The 22433-nt window shown below is 43.7% G+C and carries 19 protein-coding genes, 1 tRNA gene and 1 other RNA gene; 11 read left to right on the plus strand and 10 right to left on the minus strand.

Translation table 11 applies throughout. From position 1 onward, the window contains the following. Positions 1–30 precede the first annotated feature (30 nt). Positions 31–2739, plus strand: coding sequence for an alanine--tRNA ligase (gene alaS, locus ACTHQF_RS06900; RefSeq protein ID WP_440429263.1), 2709 nt, complete (start codon positions 31–33; stop codon positions 2737–2739). A gap of 87 nt (positions 2740–2826) precedes the next feature. Here the strand turns inward: alaS and ACTHQF_RS06905 are convergent, their stop codons facing one another. Beyond that, the gene (locus ACTHQF_RS06905) at positions 2827–3294 is read right to left on the minus strand and encodes a hypothetical protein (RefSeq protein WP_440429264.1); all 468 of its coding nucleotides are present in this window, start codon (positions 3292–3294) and stop codon (positions 2827–2829) included. Positions 3295–3398: 104 nt separating this feature from the next. Here ACTHQF_RS06905 and gatB point away from each other — a divergent pair, with 104 nt between their 5' ends. The 5 genes from gatB to ACTHQF_RS06930 all read left to right on the plus strand — a co-directional run bounded on the left by gatB (position 3399) and on the right by ACTHQF_RS06930 (position 9305). After that, the gene (gatB, locus tag ACTHQF_RS06910; protein ID WP_440429265.1) at positions 3399–4847 is read left to right on the plus strand and encodes an Asp-tRNA(Asn)/Glu-tRNA(Gln) amidotransferase subunit GatB; all 1449 of its coding nucleotides are present in this window, start codon (positions 3399–3401) and stop codon (positions 4845–4847) included. Between the two features lie 2 nt (positions 4848–4849). Then, complete coding sequence (locus ACTHQF_RS06915) at positions 4850–5956, plus strand: redoxin domain-containing protein (protein ID WP_440429266.1); 1107 nt, start codon at positions 4850–4852, stop codon at positions 5954–5956. 108 nt (positions 5957–6064) lie between these two features. Next, positions 6065–6754 carry a response regulator transcription factor gene (locus ACTHQF_RS06920; RefSeq protein WP_440429268.1) on the plus strand — a complete coding sequence of 230 codons (690 nt, stop codon included), beginning with the start codon at positions 6065–6067 and terminating at the stop codon, positions 6752–6754. A gap of 27 nt (positions 6755–6781) precedes the next feature. Continuing rightward, positions 6782–7504 (plus strand): RluA family pseudouridine synthase, encoded by a 723-nt coding sequence (locus tag ACTHQF_RS06925; protein WP_440429269.1) that lies wholly within the window; start codon positions 6782–6784, stop codon positions 7502–7504. 7 nt (positions 7505–7511) lie between these two features. Further along, complete coding sequence (locus ACTHQF_RS06930; protein WP_440429270.1) at positions 7512–9305, plus strand: chloride channel protein; 1794 nt, start codon at positions 7512–7514, stop codon at positions 9303–9305. Positions 9306–9328: 23 nt separating this feature from the next. Here ACTHQF_RS06930 and ACTHQF_RS06935 read toward each other — a convergent pair whose 3' ends face one another. The 4 genes from ACTHQF_RS06935 to ACTHQF_RS06950 all read right to left on the minus strand — a co-directional run bounded on the left by ACTHQF_RS06935 (position 9329) and on the right by ACTHQF_RS06950 (position 12300). After that, the gene (locus tag ACTHQF_RS06935; RefSeq protein WP_440429271.1) at positions 9329–10729 is read right to left on the minus strand and encodes a sigma-54-dependent transcriptional regulator; all 1401 of its coding nucleotides are present in this window, start codon (positions 10727–10729) and stop codon (positions 9329–9331) included. A 93-nt stretch (positions 10730–10822) separates the two neighbouring features. Further along, positions 10823–11192, minus strand: an RNA gene (rnpB, locus tag ACTHQF_RS06940) — RNase P RNA component class A. Positions 11193–11215: 23 nt separating this feature from the next. Beyond that, entirely contained in the window at positions 11216–11647 is a 432-nt protein-coding gene (locus ACTHQF_RS06945; RefSeq protein WP_440429272.1) for a c-type cytochrome, read from the minus strand. Continuing rightward, positions 11647–12300 (minus strand): SCO family protein, encoded by a 654-nt coding sequence (locus tag ACTHQF_RS06950; RefSeq protein WP_440429273.1) that lies wholly within the window; start codon positions 12298–12300, stop codon positions 11647–11649. The genes ACTHQF_RS06945 and ACTHQF_RS06950 overlap by 1 nt, the downstream gene beginning before the upstream one ends. Before the next feature lie 119 nt (positions 12301–12419). On the opposite strand from ACTHQF_RS06950, the gene ACTHQF_RS06955 reads away from it, so the two are divergent. The 3 genes from ACTHQF_RS06955 to ACTHQF_RS06965 are packed head-to-tail and all read left to right on the plus strand — an operon-like array spanning position 12420 to position 14314. Further along, positions 12420–13421 carry a beta-ketoacyl-ACP synthase III gene (locus ACTHQF_RS06955; RefSeq protein ID WP_440429274.1) on the plus strand — a complete coding sequence of 334 codons (1002 nt, stop codon included), beginning with the start codon at positions 12420–12422 and terminating at the stop codon, positions 13419–13421. 10 nt (positions 13422–13431) lie between these two features. Further along, on the plus strand, positions 13432–13866 hold the full coding sequence (locus tag ACTHQF_RS06960) for a hypothetical protein (RefSeq protein ID WP_440429275.1): 435 nt from the start codon (positions 13432–13434) through the stop codon (positions 13864–13866). A 46-nt stretch (positions 13867–13912) separates the two neighbouring features. After that, on the plus strand, positions 13913–14314 hold the full coding sequence (locus ACTHQF_RS06965; protein ID WP_440429276.1) for a hypothetical protein: 402 nt from the start codon (positions 13913–13915) through the stop codon (positions 14312–14314). Between the two features lie 50 nt (positions 14315–14364). On the opposite strand, the gene ACTHQF_RS06970 is transcribed toward ACTHQF_RS06965, so the two are convergent. Next, a complete protein-coding gene (locus ACTHQF_RS06970; protein WP_440429277.1) occupies positions 14365–15234 on the minus strand; it encodes an SGNH/GDSL hydrolase family protein in 870 nt (289 codons plus the stop codon). 428 nt (positions 15235–15662) lie between these two features. On the opposite strand from ACTHQF_RS06970, the gene ACTHQF_RS06975 reads away from it, so the two are divergent. Both ACTHQF_RS06975 and ACTHQF_RS06980 read left to right on the plus strand, forming a co-directional pair. Further along, positions 15663–17318 carry a glycoside hydrolase family 43 protein gene (locus ACTHQF_RS06975; RefSeq protein WP_440429278.1) on the plus strand — a complete coding sequence of 552 codons (1656 nt, stop codon included), beginning with the start codon at positions 15663–15665 and terminating at the stop codon, positions 17316–17318. A gap of 73 nt (positions 17319–17391) precedes the next feature. Then, positions 17392–19428, plus strand: a complete 2037-nt coding sequence (locus ACTHQF_RS06980) for a hypothetical protein (RefSeq protein WP_440429279.1) — start codon at positions 17392–17394, stop codon at positions 19426–19428. 366 nt (positions 19429–19794) lie between these two features. On the opposite strand, the gene ACTHQF_RS06985 is transcribed toward ACTHQF_RS06980, so the two are convergent. From ACTHQF_RS06985 to mltG, 4 genes are all read right to left on the minus strand, one after another. Next, a tRNA-Ser gene (locus ACTHQF_RS06985) sits at positions 19795–19879 on the minus strand. A 96-nt stretch (positions 19880–19975) separates the two neighbouring features. Next, positions 19976–20959, minus strand: coding sequence for a YihY/virulence factor BrkB family protein (locus tag ACTHQF_RS06990; RefSeq protein WP_440429280.1), 984 nt, complete (start codon positions 20957–20959; stop codon positions 19976–19978). Between the two features lie 12 nt (positions 20960–20971). Beyond that, on the minus strand, positions 20972–21376 hold the full coding sequence (locus ACTHQF_RS06995; RefSeq protein ID WP_440429281.1) for an acyl-CoA thioesterase: 405 nt from the start codon (positions 21374–21376) through the stop codon (positions 20972–20974). Positions 21377–21380: 4 nt separating this feature from the next. After that, the gene (gene mltG, locus ACTHQF_RS07000) at positions 21381–22433 is read right to left on the minus strand and encodes an endolytic transglycosylase MltG (RefSeq protein WP_440429282.1); all 1053 of its coding nucleotides are present in this window, start codon (positions 22431–22433) and stop codon (positions 21381–21383) included.

Genomic DNA, 22433 nt, shown 5'->3' on the forward strand with positions numbered 1-22433 from the left:
TTTTAATTTTGTTCCTTATACTCAAATACGATGACAGCAAAAGAAATTAGAACCGCCTACTTAGAATTTTTCAGATCGAAAGCCCACCAGATTGTTCCCTCTGCGCCGATCGTCGTAAAGAATGATCCGACCCTGATGTTCACGAATGCAGGTATGAACCAATTTAAAGACCTGTTCTTAGGTGAAGCACCGATCAAATTCAGTCGTGCTGCCGATACACAGCGTTGTTTAAGGGTTTCCGGAAAGCACAACGATTTGGAAGAAGTAGGATTGGACACCTACCACCATACCATGTTTGAAATGCTTGGTAACTGGAGTTTTGGTGACTATTTCAAAAAGGAAGCCATTGCCTGGAGCTGGGAGCTGCTAACTGAGGTTTACAAGATTCCTAAAGATAAATTATATGTGTCGGTTTTCCAGGGAGATGAAAAGGAGGGTTTGCCTAAGGATCAGGAAGCATACGACATCTGGTTGCAGTATGTGCCAGAAGACCGGATTATTTTGGGAAATAAGAAGGATAACTTCTGGGAAATGGGTGATACAGGTCCATGTGGCCCATGTTCTGAGATCCACGTAGATTGCCGCCCTTTATCGGAGCGTGAAACCCTTGCTGGAAAATCATTGGTAAATGCTGATCATCCTCAGGTAATCGAGATCTGGAATAATGTATTTATGCAGTTCAACCGCTTGAAAGATGGATCATTACAGCCCTTACCTGCACAACATGTAGATACAGGAATGGGCTTCGAGCGCCTGGTACGTGTACTACAAGAAAAAGAATCAAACTACGATACGGACGTATTCCAACCATTAATCCAATTTATTGCGGCAAAGGCTGGAAAGGTATATGGCGCAGATGAAAGGTCGGATATCGCCATGCGCGTGATGGCTGATCATATCCGGGCCATATCCTTTGTAATTGCAGACGGGCAATTGCCTGCAAACAACAAAGCTGGGTATGTGATCCGCAGGATCCTTCGCCGTGCGGTAAGATATGCATACACTTTCCTTGACCTAAAAGAGCCCTTTCTAAACCAGCTGGTTCCGGTGCTTGCGGAGCAGTTTGTGGGTGTATTTGATGAACTTTCTGCGCAGCAGGACTTTGTACAAAAAGTAGTGTTGGAGGAGGAGGTTTCATTTTTAAGAACCCTAGCAACAGGAATCCAGCGCTTCGAGAACTATACTGCTAAGCAAGCAGAGTTTTTGATGTCTGAAAATGCAATTGACCCTGAAAAGTCCTTTGAAGATCCATGGGTGTACAGCATCCTTAAAGATCAGATGGTTATATCGGGTGACTTCGCCTTTGAACTTAACGACACCTACGGGTTCCCAATAGACCTTACAGAACTGATGGCTCGCGAGAAACGTTGGTCTGTGGACATGGAGGAGTATCATAAAGCACTTCTACAGCAGAAGGAGCGCTCGCGTGCAGCAACTGCTATTGATACTGGTGACTGGGTGCTTGTTAAACCTGATCTCGAAGTGGAATTCGTTGGCTATGATGATTTTGAGGCTGAAACTGAGATAATCAAATATCGTAAGGTCTCTGCAAAAGGAAAAGACCAATATCAGATTGTGTTGAGCAAAACACCTTTTTATGCTGAAAGCGGTGGTCAGGTGGGGGATACTGGGCGCTTGGAGGACCACAGTCGTATGTTCTTTGTAGACATCACCAACACCAAAAAGGAAAATGGTGTAATTGTACATTATGCAGATACCCTGCCCGAAGACCTCGAAGGTACCTTCTGGGCTGTAATTGATGAAGATAAACGTCTGTTGTCGCAAGATAACCACAGTGCTACACACTTGCTTCATGCAGCCTTGAAAAAGATCCTTGGTCCCCATGTGAATCAGAAAGGTTCTTTAGTAACCCCAGAATATCTGCGCTTTGACTTTTCCCATTTTGCAAAGATCACTGACGAAGAGCTTGCGAAGATAGAGCACCTGGTGAATAAGAAGATCAGAGAGAACATCCCATTGAAGGAACAACGTTACGTGCCGTATGAAAAAGCGATCTCAAGTGGTGTAACTGCGTTGTTTGGTGAGAAATATGGTGATTTAGTAAGGATTATCACTTTTGATGATCATTTCTCAAAAGAGCTTTGCGGTGGTACGCATGTACAAGCCACAGGTCAGATTGGTTACTTCAAGATAACTTCCGAAAGTGCCGTTGCAGCTGGCGTAAGACGTATAGAAGCCATCACTGCTGATAAGGCAGAAGCCTTTGTAATCAATCAGGAGCGTGAGCTTAATGAACTAAGAACTTTATTGAAAGGCAACAGGGATCTTAAGTCTGCAGTATCCGCTTTGATTGAAGAAAATGCGAAGCTGAAGAAAGAAGCGGAGAAAGGCCTTGTGGAGCATGCCGCCAACCTAAAAAATAACATTATACATCATGTTAAAACCATTAAAGGAATTAATTTGATTGCTGCTCACGTGGATCTGCAGAGCGCTGATGCGGTAAAGAACCTGGCTTTTTCTGTTAAGGAAACCATGGACGAGTTATTTCTGGTTATGACCACCTTAATTGATGACAAACCAGGTATCACGGTAATGCTTTCAGAAAACCTTATTGAAGAACGGGGACTTAATGCTGCTGCAATCATACGTGATCTTGCCAAGGAGATTCAGGGTGGTGGAGGTGGCCAGCCATTCTATGCTACCGCTGGTGGAAAAAATAAAGCGGGTCTTCCGGAGGTATTGAAAAAAGCTGAGGCTATCGTTAATAACCTTCCATAGGTTTGCTACACCTGTCATGTAATATCGCGTTGGCTGGGATCTTACCATATATAAACAAGAAAGGCACCTGTAGGGTGCCTTTCTTGTTTAATGTCTTCCACGATGGCCGTGTTCTCTATCGTGTTTATGCTTGTTGTGTTTCTTGTTGTGGTGTTTAGGCTGCGGATAGTCGCGGTACACCACCCGTTGCCTGCTTACACGTGCGGGTGCGTAGTTTGCGTATCCATATTGTGACCTATAATTGTGATGACGGAGGTATGGACGTGGTGCGTTAATGACCACTTTGCGCCCCCGATGTAGATCATATCCACGGTATCTGGCCGGCAGGCGTTTCGTTTTAACCCACTTTCTACCGCTATAATAAATAAAGGTTCGGGAAGGCACATAATAGTAGGTTTCAACCTCTGGTAAGTAGTAATAATCCACATGATCGTAGCCTGCAGGCCCCCAGGCAGGCTGTGCACCAATGTTTACGTTAACACTAACCTGTGCCTCTGCAGGGCTGGTGAACAAGGCTGCTAAGCCAAGTGTCGCCATCAACAATAGTTTTTTCATAATGTTTCATTTTGTGTGTAAAAAGCAAAATTCAAAGTTTGTGCCACGATCAGCGTAGCTGCTAAACAAATCCTTTAACATATTTGGTTATCTTTGCTTTAGAAATGAATACAGATCAAACGCAATTTGAATTGGTATCAGGCCTGGAAATACATGTTCAGCTTAATACTGTAAGTAAAATCTTTTCATCCGACAGCGCATCCTTTGGCGCTGAGGCTAATGCGCATATCTCACCGGTAACCATTGGTCTGCCTGGTGCACTTCCGAAACTCAATAAGGAGGTGATCGAGAAAGCCATGCGCATCGGACTGGCATTAAACTGCAGCATCAATCAACTAAACTATTTTGATCGAAAGAACTATTTCTATGCAGACTTGCCAAAAGGCTACCAAATCACGCAGGATAATAAGCCCATTTGCATTAACGGGTATATTGACCTGACACTATCAGATGGTAGAGAGAAGCGTGTGGGAATAAACCGTATTCATCTGGAGGAAGATGCAGGTAAGAGCATGCACGATCAGGATGATGCTTATAGTCTCATTGATCTTAACCGTGCTGGTGTACCTTTGATTGAAATCGTTACCGAGCCAGACATCCGCTCTGCGGAGGAAGCTTCAGCGCTGCTTACTGAAATCAGGAAGCTCGTGCGGCACCTGAACGTGAGTGACGGGAACATGGAAGAAGGCAGCTTACGATGTGACGCAAACATCTCCATCCGCGAGGTTGGTGCAACGACATTTGGTACCCGTTGTGAGGTGAAGAACCTGAACTCTATTCGTAACGTGCGCCGTGCGATAGATTTTGAGTTTGGGCGTCAGGTTGAAGTCGTATCCGCCGGAGGCGAAATCATCCAGAGTACTTTAAACTTTGATGCTGATGCTGGCACAACTTCTCCAATGCGCAGTAAAGAAGAGGCCAATGATTATCGTTATTTCCCTGACCCTGATCTTCCGCCTGTGGTTATTTCAGATAGCTGGCTTGCAGAGGTTAAAGCCAGAATGCCGCAACTACCAAAGGAAATTATGCAAGGCTTGATGAAAGACTACAACATCAACCCTGCTGATGCCACTTTACTTGCTGAAGATGCAGACCTTCTTACATTCTTTAACACAGCAGCCGAAAGTATTAAGAATAAAAAGAGCCTTGTAAACTGGTTAACCGGGCCAATTAGGGCACTGTTAGCAGAGCAACAATGCACGATAACCAGCTTCAGCCTAAGTCCGGCGCAGCTTGCCCAGGTAATTAACCTGGTAGACGAGAAGAAAGTGACGCAACAAATTGCGCTTCAACAGCTGATTCCAAATATAAAGAACCAACAACAAGACGTTGAAGAAGTAGCTACCGCTATGAACCTGCTTATTGCTGAAAACAGCGATGAACTGGAAGGCTTTGTAGATCAGGTGTTAACCAAACTGCAGCCTCAGGTGCAAGCTTATAGAAAAGGTAAAAAGGGCGTCTTAGGTCTATTCGTTGGCGAAGTGATGAAACTTGCCAAAGGAAAAGCTGATCCCCAAAAAGTGAACTCCATTATACTCGAAAAATTAAAATAAAAATGAAGAAACTAACCTGGTTGTTCCTGATAGGTATTGTCGTATTTGCAGCCTGCAAAAGCAATGATAATTTCACCATCGAAGGTAAATTTGAGAACGCAGCACCACAAGGAAAGATATATCTTTTCGCAATGGTCAATAACAACTCTGTTCCTGTCGATTCAACGGTATTAAGCGACAAGGGTGAGTTTAAATTTACCCGATCCACTAAGTCTGTAGACTTCTTCAAAATTGGCGCTAACCAAAACGAATATGTGGTCATTGCGCAGAATGGTGATCAAATAAAACTTAACGCAGACTTGAACGATCCAACAATGGCTTACCAGCTTTCTGGTGCAGCAGAAGCGGACAAACTGCAGGAGCTGAATACGTACAAAAACAAGTACAATGCTAAAATGGCGGCCATTCAGGCGAACTATGACCAACAAGTAAGCGCTAATCCAGATAAGCGAGAGATGATCGCGGAACAGCTCCGTCCTGAACTTATCAAGGTGTCTGACGAGATGATCAACTTTATTCTGAAGTTTGCGAACGACAATCCTGATGCCCTGACCAGCTTTTACGCTATGAATTCGCTGAACCCTTCTGATTACGAGAAGGAATTCATTGCCTACTCTGATAGAATTAAAAGCAAATTCAACGATAATCTTGCTGTAACGGAATTCCTGGTAAGGATGGCCAAGCTTAAAAGTGTTCAAGTGGGACAAGATGCACCGGCATTTACCATGAACTCCATAGATGGTAAACCAATCAGCCTGGCAGATTTCAAAGGTAAGTATGTGCTGCTAGATTTCTGGGCTTCCTGGTGTATGCCATGCCGGAACGAAAATCCTAACATCGTAAAAGCTTATAATACTTATAAAGACAAAAACTTTACTATTCTGGGTATATCGCTCGACAAAGATCCTAAAGCCTGGGCACAGGCGATTTCGGCTGATAAGCTTACCTGGTCACATGCCAGTGAGTTGAGCGACTTTGAAGGTCCTACAGTCAGATTGTATCAAATTGAAGCTATTCCAAGTTCATTCTTAATTGACCCGACAGGAAAGATCATTGCTAAGAACCTGAGAGGTGAGGAGTTAGCTGCGTTTCTGGAGAAAACACTTTAATCAAACAAGGTAATGTTAGCTTAAAATTACGGCTTAACAATTTGTTAACCTTCAATTAACCTGCTCAAACATTACTTTGCCTAATTTCGTCACAAATAGTTTAAGGATATGAGTGCTACAAACCAGAAGATTTTAATTGTTGATGATGAACCGGATATCTTAGAGCTTGTTGAATACAACCTGAAGAAAGAGGGATACACTGTCTTTACGGCCAGTAACGGACAGGAAGGTATTACCTTAGCCAAGAAAGTTCAGCCCGATCTGATCGTACTCGATATTATGATGCCAAAGATGGATGGGATAGAAGCTTGCCGCTTGATGCGCGCCATTCCAGAGTTTAAGAACACCTTCATGGTATTCCTGACTGCCAGAAGTGAAGAGTATTCTGAAATTGCAGGTTTTAATGTTGGAGCTGACGATTACATCGCCAAGCCGATCAAGCCACGTGCACTGGTAAGCAGGATCAATGCCATACTAAGACGTAATAACAGCACTGAGGAGCTCTCCGAGAACAAGATTGAGATTGGAGACCTGGTTATCGATCGTGAAGCATATTTGGTTTACCAGGCCGGAGATAAGGTTGTACTTGCTAAAAAAGAATTTGAATTGCTGTATCTTTTAGCATCCAAACCAGGAAAGGTATATACCCGGGAGTCTATCCTGAAAAATATATGGGAGGATTCCGTTGTGGTAACCAACCGTACCATAGATGTCCATATCCGCAAATTACGCGAGAAACTGGGCGAACATTATGTATCAACTGTAAAGGGCGTGGGGTATAAATTCGAACTTTCTTAGTACTTTTGTGCTTTAGAAAATTAGAATTTGAAATATCCTTCCTTTAAAGACCTGATCCTGTTCGAAAATGATGACTTTATTGTTGTCAACAAGCCGCCCTTTGTAGCCTCACTAGATGAGCGCGGTGGTTCGGGAGAGGTTAACATATTAAGACTAGCAAAACAATACAGTCCGGATGCGCAGGTTTGCCATCGCCTGGATAAAGAAACATCAGGTGCAATAATCATTGCAAAACACCCTGAGGCCTATCGCTCGGTAGCCATTCAGTTTGAGAAAAGAAGAATTCAGAAATTTTATCATGCTATAGTAGACGGACAGTTTGTCTTTGACAATCTGTTCGTTGATCTTCCTATTCTTAATGATGGTAATAAAAACGTAACCATCGACAGGAAAGAAGGAAAACGTGCCGAGACTTATTTTAACTCCATTACGCAATATCGTCATTATACATTGGTTGAATGCAAGCCAATTACCGGCCGGATGCACCAAATCCGTATACACCTTGCAACACAACGCGCGGCAATTGTGGGCGACGTAATGTACCGCGGTAAACCCGTGTTCCTTTCTTCAATCAAAAAAGGATACCGGTTGTCGAAAGACGAAGAGGAGCAGCCCATCATGAAACGCTTTGCACTCCATGCAAGACAGATCATATTTAAAGGTCTGGATGATCAGGAGATTAACATAGAGGCACCTTACCCAAAGGATTTTGCAACGCTAATTAAACTATTAGACAAATTCGATAAATAAGTGCTGCATGCAGGTGAAGTTTGTAAACTATATTGATCAGGTCAACCAATTTCGACGGACGAAAATATCGAACAGAAACTTCCTTATTATATGCGCGCTTGTTGTGGGCATTATCGCGGGCCTTGCGGCCTCCGTGTTGAAATCACTTACACACTACATTGAACATTTCCTGCAAACCGAGTTTCAATGGAAGTATAAGTACTTTCTCTATTTTCTCTTTCCCATGATCGGGATCTTTCTTTCCGTGCTGTATGTACGTAAGTTCATCAGAAAAGGAAAGTTCGAGACTGGATTAACACCGATACTGTACGGGATCTCACGGAAGTCGAGTAACATTGAAAGTCACAATATTTACTCGCAGATCATCACTTCAGCGATAACAGTTGGTTTTGGAGGCTCCGTTGGACTGGAATCACCTATTGTAAGCAGTGGCTCTGCAATAGGTTCAACTTTGGGCCGCATTCTGGGCCTTTCTTATCGGGAGATCACAATGCTGCTAGCCTGTGGCGCTGCCGCAGGGATTGCGGGAGCCTTCAACAGCCCGATTGCAGGAATGGTATTCGCCATTGAGATCTTACTGCCCGAATTTACCATTCCGGCATTCATACCGCTACTACTTGCTTCAGCAACTGCCGCCGTAGTCGCCAGGTTGTTCTATACGGAACAACTATTCTATCTGCTGACCGAAGGCTGGGAAACCAACGCCTTACTCTGGTATGTAGTATTAGCAGTACTCATAGGTTTGTTTTCCATCTACTTTGCCCGTGCAAACTTTGCCATCAAACATTTCTTTGCAGATATTCAGCATCCATATAAGAAGGTAGTTGTAGGTGGGCTCATGCTTGGTGGGATGGTGTTTTTATTTCCTGCGCTATACGGAGAGGGCTATATTACCATCAAAGAACTGCTTAGTGGAAATTACAGCTCCATGCTCAGCAACAGTATTTTCTCCGACTACAGCCATGTGCCGCTGTTTATCATTCTTTTCTCCGTACTTACTGTTTTCACGAAGTCTGTGGCGACGTTAGTCACGCTGAGTGCAGGAGGGAATGGGGGTACCTTTGCACCAAGTCTGGTTATGGGCGGGCTTATGGGCTTCACGCTGGCATATAGCATAAATACACTTGGCTTTGCGCAGGTGAGTGTGCCCAATTTCATTGTTGCAGGTATGGCGGCAGCACTCAGCGGCATCATGCACGCCCCGTTAACTGGCATATTCCTGATTGCAGAGATTACCGGAGGATACCAGTTGATGGTGCCACTGATGATTACTTCGGCAATTTCATACTTCATCAATCGTAGCAAGTTCAAATACTCCATCTATACCAAACCCCTTGCAGAATCTGGCGCATTACTTTCCCTGGAAGATAAGGATACCACCGTATTAAACATGATGAAGCTACGATACCTGATTGAAAAGAAGGATTACCTGATTCTGGATTGCAATGATCTGATCAGCGCCCGTATGAATGACATCCTTCAATCTAAGCGTAACATTTTCCCCGTAGTAGATGAAAAGCAGCAGTTTAAAGGCCTGATCTATGTAGAGGATGTACTCCGGGCGGTTAACAATCCTGAAAGCGCACAACTAACTGCAAATGACCTCATGGCCCCTGCACCGAAGGTGTTGCTACTCACAGATTCTATGCAAGTTGTACTCGAGAAAATGGAGCAGGAAAATGTGTGGCTCTTACCAGCACTGAATGAACAAGGGCAATTTCTTGGATTTGTCTCTAAAACGGCGATTTTCAATAAGTATCGGGCGATGCTTAGAAGGCAGGCTGATTACATGGAGTCCTAATCAGGAATGGAAAAGCGCGTGGATTACTCCGTTACGCGCTTTAATCCAAATTTCTCAATTTTGCTGTATAGGTGACTACGCTGAATGTCAATGTCATCAGCAGTTTTGGATACGTTCCAGTTGTTCTTTTCCAGCTTGAATTTGATGTATTCCTTTTCAGCATGGTCTTTATATTCCTGGAAGTTGCTGAACTGGTCGAAGTTCGTTAAGGTCGATTTTCTTGGCTGTACATTGGTGCCGTTACCCTGGCCAATGTTGGTGCCACCTCCTGGATTTGCGAAAGCGATAACATCCTGTTCGGTGATCACTTTATCGCTCAAGATGATCAGACGTTCTATCATGTTGTGTAGCTCGCGCACGTTCCCCGTCCATGGTAAAGACTGCAGTGCCACCATTGCGTCATCACTGATGCTTTTCACTGGCATGCCATAACCTTTACAGATGTCATCCAGGAAGCTTAACGCAATTTCCGGGATATCTTCCGTGCGTTCCGTTAAATTAGGCACGTGGATGTTAATCACATTTAGACGGTGGTATAAGTCCATACGGAAGTTTCCAGCCTCAATCTCTTTCAGCAGATCCTTATTTGTTGCTGCAAGTACACGAACGTTCACTTCAAGCTCTTTTTCGCCACCAACCCGGGTTATTTTATGCTCCTGCAAAGCACGCAAAACCTTTGCCTGAGCAGAAAGGCTCATGTCACCAATCTCATCAAGGAAAAGCGTTCCACCATTAGCCAGCTCAAATTTTCCAATGCGCTGCTTCACCGCAGAGGTAAAAGAACCTTTTTCGTGGCCGAAAAGTTCAGATTCGATAAGCTCTGAAGGGATTGCCGCACAATTCACTTCTATAAGTGGACTATCCGCCCGGTTAGATTTCTCATGCAACCAGCGCGCTACAAGTTCTTTACCACTACCATTCGCTCCTGTAATTAATACACGGGCTTCGGTAGGCGCAACCCGCTCGATAGTTTCTTTGATTTTTTGAATGCTTTCAGAATTACCAAGAATGTCCCTGGTCTTGCTAACACGTCTTTTTAGAACTTTAGTTTCCGTTACCAGGCTACCTCTGTCAAGTGCATTTCTAACGGTGATCAATAATCTATTAAGATCAGGTGGTTTGGAGATAAAGTCGAAAGCACCCTTTTTACTGGCCTCAATAGCGGTTTCCACAGTACCATGGCCGGAGATCATGATGAAAGGAAGGTCAGGGCTGAAAGCAAGCGCTTGCTCCAAAACCTCCATGCCGTCCATGCGGTTCATCTTGATATCGCAGAGTACCAGGTCGTATTTTTTCTTTTTGATTAATTCCAATCCATCCGCACCATTATCAATATCATCAACCTCGTAATTTTCATATTCCAAGATCTCACGCAAAGTGCTTCTAATCGCACGCTCATCGTCTATTATTAATAATTTCGCCATAAGGGGGTTGAGATTGTTCTAATTTAAGGACACGAATATATTACTTTTATCTTTATAGGAGAGTCACAAAAAGATAAAAAGCTGACATAAAATAAAAAATGCAAGCCTGTAAGCCGGGTTCTGTTCCGGATAACCGGTTCCTACCATTAATCTAGGATAAATGTTGCCATTTACCTCAAACGACCTACCCACTAACATCGGACGAGCAGCCCTACATGCGTTAGCCTATTTGGTCTTTCAACTCCCGGGGTTTACCACAATTACGGTCGCCCGCAACTGTCGTGAGCTCTTACCTCACGTTTTCAACCTTACCTGTGCCTAAGCCATCGGCGGTATGTTTTCTGCGGCACTTTCCATAATCCAGGCTTAAAGCCCAGACCTCTTCCCGTTAGGAAGCGAGATGCTCTGCGTTGCCCGGACTTTCCTCTTCGAATGAAATCGCAGCGATAGGACGGCTTGCATTTCCTGCAAACATACGAAAATTAATTATTTACAGTTTTCAAGGTCCCTGGCAGCATCTTCCGTGCGGTACATGCCTTGTTTATTGCCGTAGGTATTTGTGATAAACACGATCAGCTGCGCCAAATCTATATCGGTAAACTCTTCATGAGCAGGCATCTTGTCCTCAAAGGTTCGTCCATCCACTACAATCTTGCCTTCCATCCCGTTCTTGATATAGCAAGCCAGCTTGTTTCGATTTTGCCTCAGATATGTGGTGTCAGTTAAAGGTGGAATGAGGTTCTCCAGACCTTCACCTTTCTCGCCATGGCAGTTTTGGCAATGTTGTACATAGAGATCGCGGCCATTGGTATAGTACATATCCTGTTCCAGGCTACCGCCCGCTTCCCGGTGACACGAGTAGAAGATACTGAGCAGGGCACAAAGCAGGATTGCAGAAATCAGGTGACGACGATTCATTATTTTTTGTATTCGGCAAGCAATACTGGAATGTCTTTAGCCATTTGTTCAACTTGTTTTGCGTCTGTACCGTCGTAAGCACCACGGATTCGACGATCCTTGTCAACCAATACTAACCACCCCTGATGTACGTACATCCCTTTTTGAGTTGAGTCTATGGTAACTGAAACCAGGTAGCTTTTCTCAGCGATGGTATAAATATCCTCCTTAGATCCATACGCAAACTGCCACTTTTGATCATCAACCCCAAGTTTAGAAGCATATCGCTTTAGCACACTCGGCTTATCGTATTTAAAATCAATGGTATGTGAAAGAAAACCTACTTCCGGGTTTGATTTATACTCCTCATAAACCTTTTTCATGTTCCGATGCATGATTGGGCAAATGCTAGGGCATGAGGTAAAGAAGAAATCTGCCACGTATACCTTATTCTTGAACGTATCGTTGTTGATGTAAGTACTATCCTGATTGAGGAATGAAAAGTTTGGAATGGTTTGATACACCGTATCCACCTGCTTCGAGCCGTCGGCCAATGTGACCGTTTTCGTATCCCGCATTCCAAAAATTGGTAGCTTTTTATCTTGTTTACAGGAAGTCAGCATACCGACCATTGAAGCAAAAAGAAGCAGGGAAAATAAGGGAGAAAATTTCATCAGCTAAAAGGATTGTTGAATGATTGTTATAATACCGGGCAAAGGTACATTACCTTCAAAATAAAATGTAACGTAGCTGTAATATTTCATACTTTTGCGCCCACATAATTGAGACATTAATGAGGATTAGATATAATGCCGCTATTACCGCTTTAGGAGGATATGTACCAGAAACTGTTCTTACTAATAAAGCTTTAGAGGAAATGGTGGATACAAACAGTGAATGGATTGTATCCAGAACAGGAATTGAAGAACGCCGGATTGTAAATGACGAACGGTTTGCGACCTCAGACCTGGCAACCATGGCGGTTAAAGACTTACTTAAAAGTGCGAACATGAGCCCTGAAGAGGTGGAATGTATCATTATCTCCACTTCAACACCCGATTACATCATGGTTTCTACAGCAAGTGTGGTTTGTGAGAAAGCCGGACTTGTGAATGCATGGGGCGTAGATTCGAATGCTGCCTGCAGTGGCTTTTTGTATGCCTTAACCCTGGGCGCAGGCCTGGTGGAGAGCGGCCGTTACAAGAATGTAATTGTTGTAGGTGCAGATAAGAACAGCAGCATCATCAATTATGAAGACCGTAACACCTGTATTCTTTTCGGAGACGGTGCTGGCGCGGTGCTCCTGGAACAAACCACGGAAGATGTTGGTGTTATGGACAATGTTTTCAAAACAGATGGCGCAGGCCGCGAACACCTCATCGTACTTGCCGGCGGTTCACAAACGCCTTCCAGCGTAGATACTGTAAACAACAAGCTGAATTACATTAGTCAGAATGGTAAAGTGGTATTCAAAGCCGCTATTGAAGGCATGAGTGATACCTGCACGACCTTGCTAAAACGTAATGAGTTGCGTGTTGACGAAATCAACTGGCTGATTCCACACCAGGCAAACCTACGAATCATTAATGCAGTTGGAGAGAAACTTGGTCTTACTGATGCGCAGGTTAAAGTTAACATTCAACGCTACGGAAACACTACGGCGGCGACCATACCGCTTTGCTTATGGGACTACAAAAAGGACTTTAAAGCTGGCGATAACATGATTCTTACTGCCTTTGGTGCAGGGTTTTCATGGGGTGCGACCTATTTAAGGTGGGCTGAACTGAGAGACTAATTCTAAAATCATGAATAAAATTTCTTGTTTTTTATTGCTTGCACTCGCTTTGTCATCCTGCAAGCAGCAGGCGGACTATAAGGCGAGCCGGGATGAAGTGATCGAGGTGCACGATGTTGTGATGGCCGATCATGGCAAGGTTGTCGATCAGCAATTAAAGCTAAACGGTATGCTGAAAGATTTGTCGGCCTTAAAGCTGAAGAACCCCGATATTGATACCCTTAAAGAAAAAGACAGCATTACTATTGTGCGGGACAGGCTGAATGTTGCTGAAGAAGCGATGAACACCTGGATGCATGAATTTGAGCCAGACATTACTGGTAAATCAAACGAAGAGGCGATCACTTATTTTGAAGCTGAAAAGCAAAAGATCCAGAAGGTGGATACCCTTTTCAAGGCTGAACTTAAGCGTGCAGAGGCTTATTTGAGCAAGTTCAAAAAATAATTATATTCGTTGTAACGGCTAATATCGGCTGTTTTTAATAATCATTATGAAAAAAATCTGTTTCGTTGTAATGCTCCTGATTAGCCTTGTTGCTGTTGAATCTAATGCTCAGGACAAGTTTGCTGCATGGCCAGCTTTGGGAAGCTTTCATACCGTTATGTCTGCAACCTTCCATCCAGCTGAAAAAGGCGATTTTGATCCTGTTAAGCAACGCAGTGGTGAAATGGTCGACAAGGCGGCATTATTGGAAAAGTCTGCTGTGCCTGCTCAATTTGACAAGCCGGAGATCAGAGCTGCATTGAAAACACTCAAGACTAAAACCACAGCGTTAAACAAGATTGTGCTTAAAAAAGCTAAAAATGAAAAAATTAACGCTGCGCTAGTTTCGGTACATGACACCTTCCACGATATTGTTGGTCTTTGTACAGAAGACAAAGAAAGCCACTAATTTGATCTTATAAACAAGTAAGGCCTGCAGATGATGCGGGCCTTACTTGTTTATGGGTTAACCGGACCGTAACCGAGTAAATGTTTAAACAATGGTGCATTGAACATATAGCCATTTACAACCTCATGCCCTTTATCATTGATGTTTCTACCGTCTGTATAGGCATAGGCTTTTTTGATCTTAAAGTCTTGCTGACTTAGCTTTTTAAGTACATCAACCACATGATCGGGATCCCATTTGATCAGTTTTTCATTGAACGTTAGCAAGCGATTACGCTGGCTTTTCGCGTTAAAGTTTCTCGGTTGTGGGCCGGCAAAAAGATAGTTGACATTTGCTTTCACCAACATCTGCCGCAAGGTTTCATAGTTGCGGAGTGTCTCCTGGTCACTATAACCATTGTTGATGTCGTTGGTGGTTAGTTGTATAATCACCAGGAACGGTTTTCTTTCCAGTGCTTTGGTAATGTTCCTGTCTTTATTTGGCGCCGGCCTGTTTGTGGCTTTCGTGCCACTAGGCATAATGTGGTAGGAGGTATACGTGCGTTTGGCCAAATTTACAACCGAGACCGTTTTATTGTCTTTCTTGAGTTTTGTTTTCATTAACTCCACCCAGCTTTTGCTTTTTGTACTGGCGCCTACACCTTCTGCGGTAGCAGAACCTAAGATAACGATCGTCGGATTAGTGTTACCTCTTTTGAAGGAGGGATCAACGGGCTTCTTATTGCTTACAGGTGGAACAACCGGTGAAACATCCTCATACCATTTCACTGAAGGGCCGGTATTGGTGACAGGTTCTGGATCGGGTACAGCTGCAGATGGCGTAGTAACGACTGGACTATCAAAAAGCTGTTCTTTACAGCCAAAGAGGGTGAGGGCAATCAGTAAAATTGAAAGCCTTGAAGCGCTTAATTTCAGGTTCATTTTTGGTAGAAAACAGCAATGTTATGGTTGTTTTTGTCTATTTAATTTTGGAATACTTAGACACCACGAAAGTGCAAATAGAATCACATCTGATGCGGCACAAACTACTACACAAGAAGATGGGAAAAATAGAGAAAAATCTACATTAGGTTTAGCGCATACACTTACCAGGTTCACCTGGAACAGGGATGAGAGAAACATCAACCCAACATCAAACACACATCCGCCTTGGGCTGATGTGCGATTGTTGTGTGGTTCATGTGCGTTTGATCCGAAGCTGTCTTGTCCATGTCCGATCCTATGTCCTATCCTAATATAGCTAAACCGTTTATCTGTGATTTAATTTTTAAAGCTATTATGAAAATTACTATCATTGATGAAACGCAGGGTGCTCCAGTTGCGGAAAATTCAACTAACCAGATAAAAGAATGACTGTCTATAAAAAATTTAAGAAAAAGCTGTTTCAGGTTCCTGTGCTCGTCTTTTCATTGGTATCTTTCTGCACCGGTGCAGATGCACAGATTAAAAAGACGGTACCCACGGGCCCACCAGAAAATGCATTTTCTGCATTGGTAGACACTGCCGCACCCATTACTTACCGTAATCCGGTTATTGCCGGCTTTAATTCAGATCCAAGCATCTGTAGGGTAGGTGACGATTATTACATGGTAAGCAGTACCTTTGAATACTTCCCCGGGGTTCCTGTTTATCACAGTAAAGATCTGGTCAACTGGCAACTTATTGGGCATTGTATCACCCGCCCGGATCAACTGCCCAATGAGCTTAACATCTTTGCAACAACCATCCGCCATCACAACGGCGTCTTTTATATGATTACCACAAACACGGGGATAGAGGGGAACTTCTATGTGACTGCGACCAATCCTGCTGGCCCCTGGTCTGATCCCGTATTCATTAAGGTAAAGGCGATTGACCCTGATCTGTTTTTTGATGATGACGGTAAGGTTTATGTTACCTCCTCCACATTTGAACTGTTTGAAATTGACCTTAAAACCGGCAACCTTTTATCCGAAGGACGCAAAGTTTGGAATGGCACAGGTGGACGCTACCCGGAGGGTCCGCACATTTACAAGAAAGACGGCTTCTACTACCTGATGGCCGCTGAAGGTGGGACGGAAGAAGCGCATACGCAAACAATCGCCCGCAGTAAGTACATCTGGGGTCCATATAGTGATAATCCTGCAAATCCGATTCTTTCCCACGTGAATGCCGCAGGGCAGGGCAGTCCGATACAAGGGGTGGGGCATGCCGACATTACACAAGCACATGATGGCTCCTGGTGGATGATCTTCCATGGCTATCGTCCGGTAATTGGATATCCGGTACATCATACCATTGGAAGAGAGACATTCCTTGCGCCAGTAAGCTGGCCGACAAACGGCTGGCCTGTTGTGAATGGAAATGGAACCGTGACGCTGGATATGCGTGTCCCTACACTCCCATTGAAGCCTTTTGCGGCCAAACCTGCAAGGATCGACTTCAAGGACCAAGAACTCGATTTGGAATGGAACTATCTACGATATCCGGTAAGCTCTAATTATTCGACTACCGCAAGGAAAGGCTACTTGAGGCTTAAAGGTTCAGCGCAGACAATTGAAGACCGAAAGTCACCCACTTTCATTGGCCGGAGGGTTCGGAACTTAAATTTTACCGCTTCCACCGAGCTGGAATTTAATCCCCGCCAGGTAAATGAAGAAGCTGGTTTAACCTTAATAAATAACGGTGCACACTTTGATCTGCTGATAAAACAGGAAAATGGTCAGCGGGTGTTGGTAAGCAGATTAAGGTTTGGTGGTGTTGTGCATGATTCTAAGCCAATAATCTTGAAACCGGGTCCGGTAAAGCTGGCTGTTCAAGGGGAGAAAGCATCATTATCTTTTATGTATGCTCAAGGTAACGAAACACTGAAACCGGTTCAGCATGTAGATGGTCGATTCATCAGCACGGAAACCGTTGGCGGGTTCTCAGGTTTGTACCTGGGCTTATATGCGACCGGTAATGGCAAAGCCAGTACTGCGGATGCGGATTATGACTGGTTTGAATATGTAGGGGATGAAAAATAGTAGGCTTTAACACAAGAAAAGACATAGATCCGTAGTGACAGATTCAAGCAAGACAGCAAATAAATTTAGGCGGATGGCGTTGTCCATCCTGGGTGGAGCAACAACAGCAATCGTTTATAAAACCTATGAGAAGATCAGTAGTGTGGCTTCAGGCTTTTTCCCTGAACCTCCTTTTGATGGCAAATGGTTGGAAAATCAAATTCCTATGGATCCGAACAACTTTTATCAGGAAAATACACCAGTTCTTGACGCGGACTTTTCACTATTCACCAAATCCAGTTTCAGCCCGGTAGAGGCATGGGGGCAATTGTATAAGCGTTACACGAGCCATTACTTATTTCCGAATGGTACAAATGTGATCTTGAGGCAAATCAGACTGGGGGACGGAAGTGGAACCTTCGAAGACATGCCTTTTTTCATTGTCGGAACTAAACATGATGACTCCGAGGTGCTGATCTTCCAGTTTAAAGGACTGGGCTACAATACTGAAACTGTCTACGATCTGCCTGCGCCGCTAGCGCTAAAGAAGATCAGCTTCACGACATCCGAACAATGCAGACCCACTTATATTAAATTATTTGGTGATTATCAGCCTGTAAAGATTGCATATCCAAAACTTGTAAGGTATCCATTCGGGAACCAAACAGGTGTTAATGGCTTTTCCTGGAGCTGGAGCTTTAATAAGAGCCTGAATAAAGCAGATCCATTCAATGAAAGATCTTATCAGGTCCTAAAACAACTGGGTTCATGCAGGATCTATCTGGATGCAAAGGAACTGGTTCAGGAGCAAGGTAAATACAGGTTTAAACATGATTGGAGAGGCTTTGATCTTGATGGTTTATTTTCCCGATGCAAAGCTGATCAAATTTTTGTAAACATCTGTCTGCAGGGATCGCCACCTTATGTGGTGAATACATGGCCTGCAAACAACAGAAAGGACAGTTACACGATGCCATATGGAAAGGATAAGGAAGATGTTTTTAGTTACTTAGCGCTCGGTAAAATGGCTTTTCAGTTTGCGGCTCGATATGGACGTAATAAAAACATTGAACCTTCCTTGATTGAAGTGGATGAAACGCAGCCCTGGTATGAAAGTAAATCTGGAAAGTTGGTCGGTCTTGATCTAATTACATTGATGGAGATCGGCAATGAGCTTGACAAATGGTGGGAGGGAGAAGATGCCAACTTGTTAGGTCGTCAGTTTGCATACATGCAATCCACGGTATATGATGGGCACAAAGGGACACTAGGCAGAAACGTTGGTATTAAAACGGCCGATCCGACCATGCAGGTTACTAATGCCGGACTTGCTTCAACATCTCCTGATTTTCTGATGTCTTTTGTTCAGGAATGTGCAAAAATAAGAGGGTACCATCCCGACGGCAAGGTCAATATTCCTATAGATGGCTATTATTCCTTTCACTGCTACGCAAGTTATAGCGGCGGGCAGCATGCCGAAACTGAAAATAGAGGCATGTGCATTGAACAGAGTTTAGTTCCTGCCCAGCTCAAGAAATTTCATGAGGTGAACTATCAACATCTTGGAAATAAGAGGTTGGTGGTCGGAGAAAGTGGTTATGATATCAGCAAAAATAGTCCGCTTCGTGCGGAGCCGCCTAAAGATAGCGGGTACTCCCCATATGTTTGGCAAGGGATACTGATCCTCAGAACAGCACTATTTTATGCTAAGCACGGATTGTACCGAAACTTCTTTTTTACCTGGAGGGACGACGGGGCGATAGACGGCTGGCAGTTTAGTTCTTCCGGGATCACAAGTGAAAGTGCTGACAGGCAGCTGGTATTACGGCCATCCGCAATGTACCTGATTCAGACAAATTCATTTATGAAGGACTATGTCTGGGTTGAGCAGATTGGTTTAAGCCCGCTTGTAGACAAGTGGCAGCATGGAGATTCATTCGTATTCAGCTTGTACTATGATACGGAAATCAACCAGCAAGGAAGCTATTCTTTAAAGGTGCCGACGGGAAAAGTCACTAAATATGTGTTGAATGAAGATGGAGAAATACCTGCGGTTCAGGTTTTGAATGTAACAGCAGGAACAATCAATCTTGAAGTTTCAGAAAAGCCGGTGTTTATAGCAATGGAATGATCGATCAGATTACTTACAAACGCCACAGGTACCGCCATCTTTTTTACAATGTTTGCAGTACTTGCAGTTTTTACAAGCTTTGCATGAACTAGAGCCTTTGCAAGTAGCTACACGGGAACCGTAACTATGGTTTTTCACCGCCACATTACTTGGTGAAGCACTTAGGAAGATGAATGAGACGAAGAGAATTGAGAGCGATTTTATCATGATCTTTTTTCTTCAAAGCTAATGACAATCTAAATCATAAACAAAACTGTCAGGTAATTCAACTAGTTTAAAAAAGTAAGCGACTTATTATCTTCACTTGTCTTTGAGACTGCGCTGAAATGAAAAAACCCGTCTTAGTATTAACTAAGACGGGTTCTGCGGAGAGTGAGGGATTCGAACCCCCGGAGCTATTACACTCAACAGTTTTCAAGACTGCCGCAATCGACCACTCTGCCAACTCTCCGCGACAAAAGTACAAACTCCGGCTGGATCTGCAAACAGCGACTTGCTTTTTTTCTGGAAAACGGGCTAATGCCTTTAAAATGAGCGAGAATAAATTTTATTTGTGAAATTTATTCTCAATTTCCACCTCTTTTTTGAATCTGTTAAAGTTCGGTTTGATGATTTTTACGCTTCTTTTTGTCAGGTCTATGCTCGCATTTAGCTCAAATCCGAGCAATAGGATTAAAGAATTCAGGTATAACCAGATCATCATCACCAGCAAAGTGCCGATAGAACCATAAATTTTGTTGTAAGATCCAAATTGATTGATGTAAAACGAAAAGCCCCAGATGGTAAGGAATGCCAGTACCGTGGCCAGGAATGAACCCGGGCTAAAGAACTTCCACTTCTTCGCATTTGCGGGGCCATAGCGATACAACACGGATATGGTTACAAAGTAAAGTACACCCAGTAGTGCCCATCGTGTAAGTTGTATAGCATAGTAGGTTAGATTTCCTTTGATATGTAGTTCGGTTTTGATGTAAGTCAGGGCGATCTCGCCGATCGTCATCGCACCGATACAGATGATCACCGAGAAGGCAATTACCAGGGTAAGGACGATCGCAATCACCCTTTGCTTTAACCAGGAACGTGTTTCGATGATCAGGGATGATTTGTTGAATGCCACCATGAGGTAATGAACACCATTGGTTGCAAAAATCAGGGACAGTAAAAAGCCCAAGGAAAGTAACTTGCCATTTTGAATCTTGACAATTTCCTCGATTGTGCTCTGGAACGCTTCAAAAGCCTTTGTCGGTAGGATCAGCGCAATAAGCGACATCAACTGGTTCTGAAAACCATCGGGCAGGAAGGGGATGAGGGTGAAGAGAAAGATGATTGCAGGAAAGATTGCCAGCATGAAATTATAGGCCAGCGAGGACGCCCGGTCGATGAGGGAATCTTTAGAAATCTCCTTAAAGAAAAAGCTTGCTACGGTGTAAATCGGAAGTGGACTGAAGCCTGGTAAAACGTAAACCTTAGTCCATTCTATAAATAGATGATAGATACGTATTCGTAGTAACTGCTTATGTACCCATTCCATTTATGCAAATTGCTAAAAAAACCTGAGCATTCGCTCTACAAATGCTGGTGGCGGCAGACATGGCTTCTTCTTTTCCATATCGAAAAACACCAGGGTGGTTTTACCGATATTGATCAGTTCATTCTCCTCGTTGAAGATCTCATAGATAAACTTGATCCTGATACCCGGTTTTTCATCGACCGTGGTCTTTATGGTGAGTTCCTGATCGTAGAAAGCAGGCTTGATAAACTTGCTGTTAAGCTCCAGTAGGGGCATCATCACGCCGTCTTTCTCCATTTCCTGGTAGGTCATGCCCAGGCTTCTAAGCATCTCTACACGACCTACTTCGTAGTACTGTGCATAGTTACCATTGTAGACATAGCCCATTTGATCCGTCTCACTATACCTTACCCTTATTGTTGTGCTGTGTGTGTACATGTATCTATCTGAAAATTTTACGTGCGTCTAAGGCTGCTCTATACTTCCTTGCATTCACTTCATGTGCTGCACGGGTTTTAGCAAAATTATGATATCCGGAAAAATCTTCCTTCGCGCACATATAAATGTATTGGTGATTTTCTTTGTTTAAGACAGCATCGATCGAAGCAATGCTCGGCATCATGATTGGTCCCGGAGGAAGTCCTGCATGCTTGTAGGTGTTGTATGGTGACTCGATGCGTAACAAAGGGCCCGTAACCCGGTTAACGGTAAAATCTCCATTTGCATAGATCACCGTTGGATCTGCCTGAAGTTTTATACCCTTGGAGAGACGATTCAAGTACAGTCCGGCGATAGTAGGCATTTCCTTATCATATAATGCTTCACCATCAACGATTGAAGCCAGGATCGTAACCTGTATCGGTGTAAGATTTAGTGCTGTTGCCTTGTCCTTTCTCGCTGAAGTCCAGAATTTGGTGTATTCCTGATGCATTCTCTCCAGGAAATCTCCTGCAGCGGTATTCCAGTACATTTCGTAGGTATTTGGAATGAACATCGTGTAGAAATTCTCTTTGTCGAAACCATATTTTTCAATCACTGCATTTGAATCGAGGTAATTGATGAAGGTCAGGGAGTCTGGCTCAAGTTGTCGGGAGAGGTAGCCTGCGAAGTTCTGCTTAGTCCGAAGTCCTTGAAATTTCAATTTAACGGGGTCCTGATTGCCGGCTTTGATCATATTGATCAGATTGCGGTTGTTCATGCCCTTTTTTAAGGTGTATTTACCTGGCTTTAGCCGGCTGAATAGTTCCATTTTCAAGGCTGCCTTCTGAAAAGCCTCTACGTTATTTAAGATCTTTTTTTCTTCAACTTCCTTAAGTAAGGCCTCCATATCAGAACCCGTACGCACGAAAAGGAATTTCTCGTTATCAGTTACATTTGGTGCGAAATAGGTGTTATAGAACTGCAAGCCTATGACCGCGCCTACAATTAGGATCAGGGCAGCAGCGGCAATTATAATTTTGTATTTGGTAGACAAGGTCTTTTTTTCGTTACTCAT

The organism is Pedobacter sp. SAFR-022, from assembly GCF_051965375.1.
Classification (GTDB): domain Bacteria; phylum Bacteroidota; class Bacteroidia; order Sphingobacteriales; family Sphingobacteriaceae; genus Pedobacter.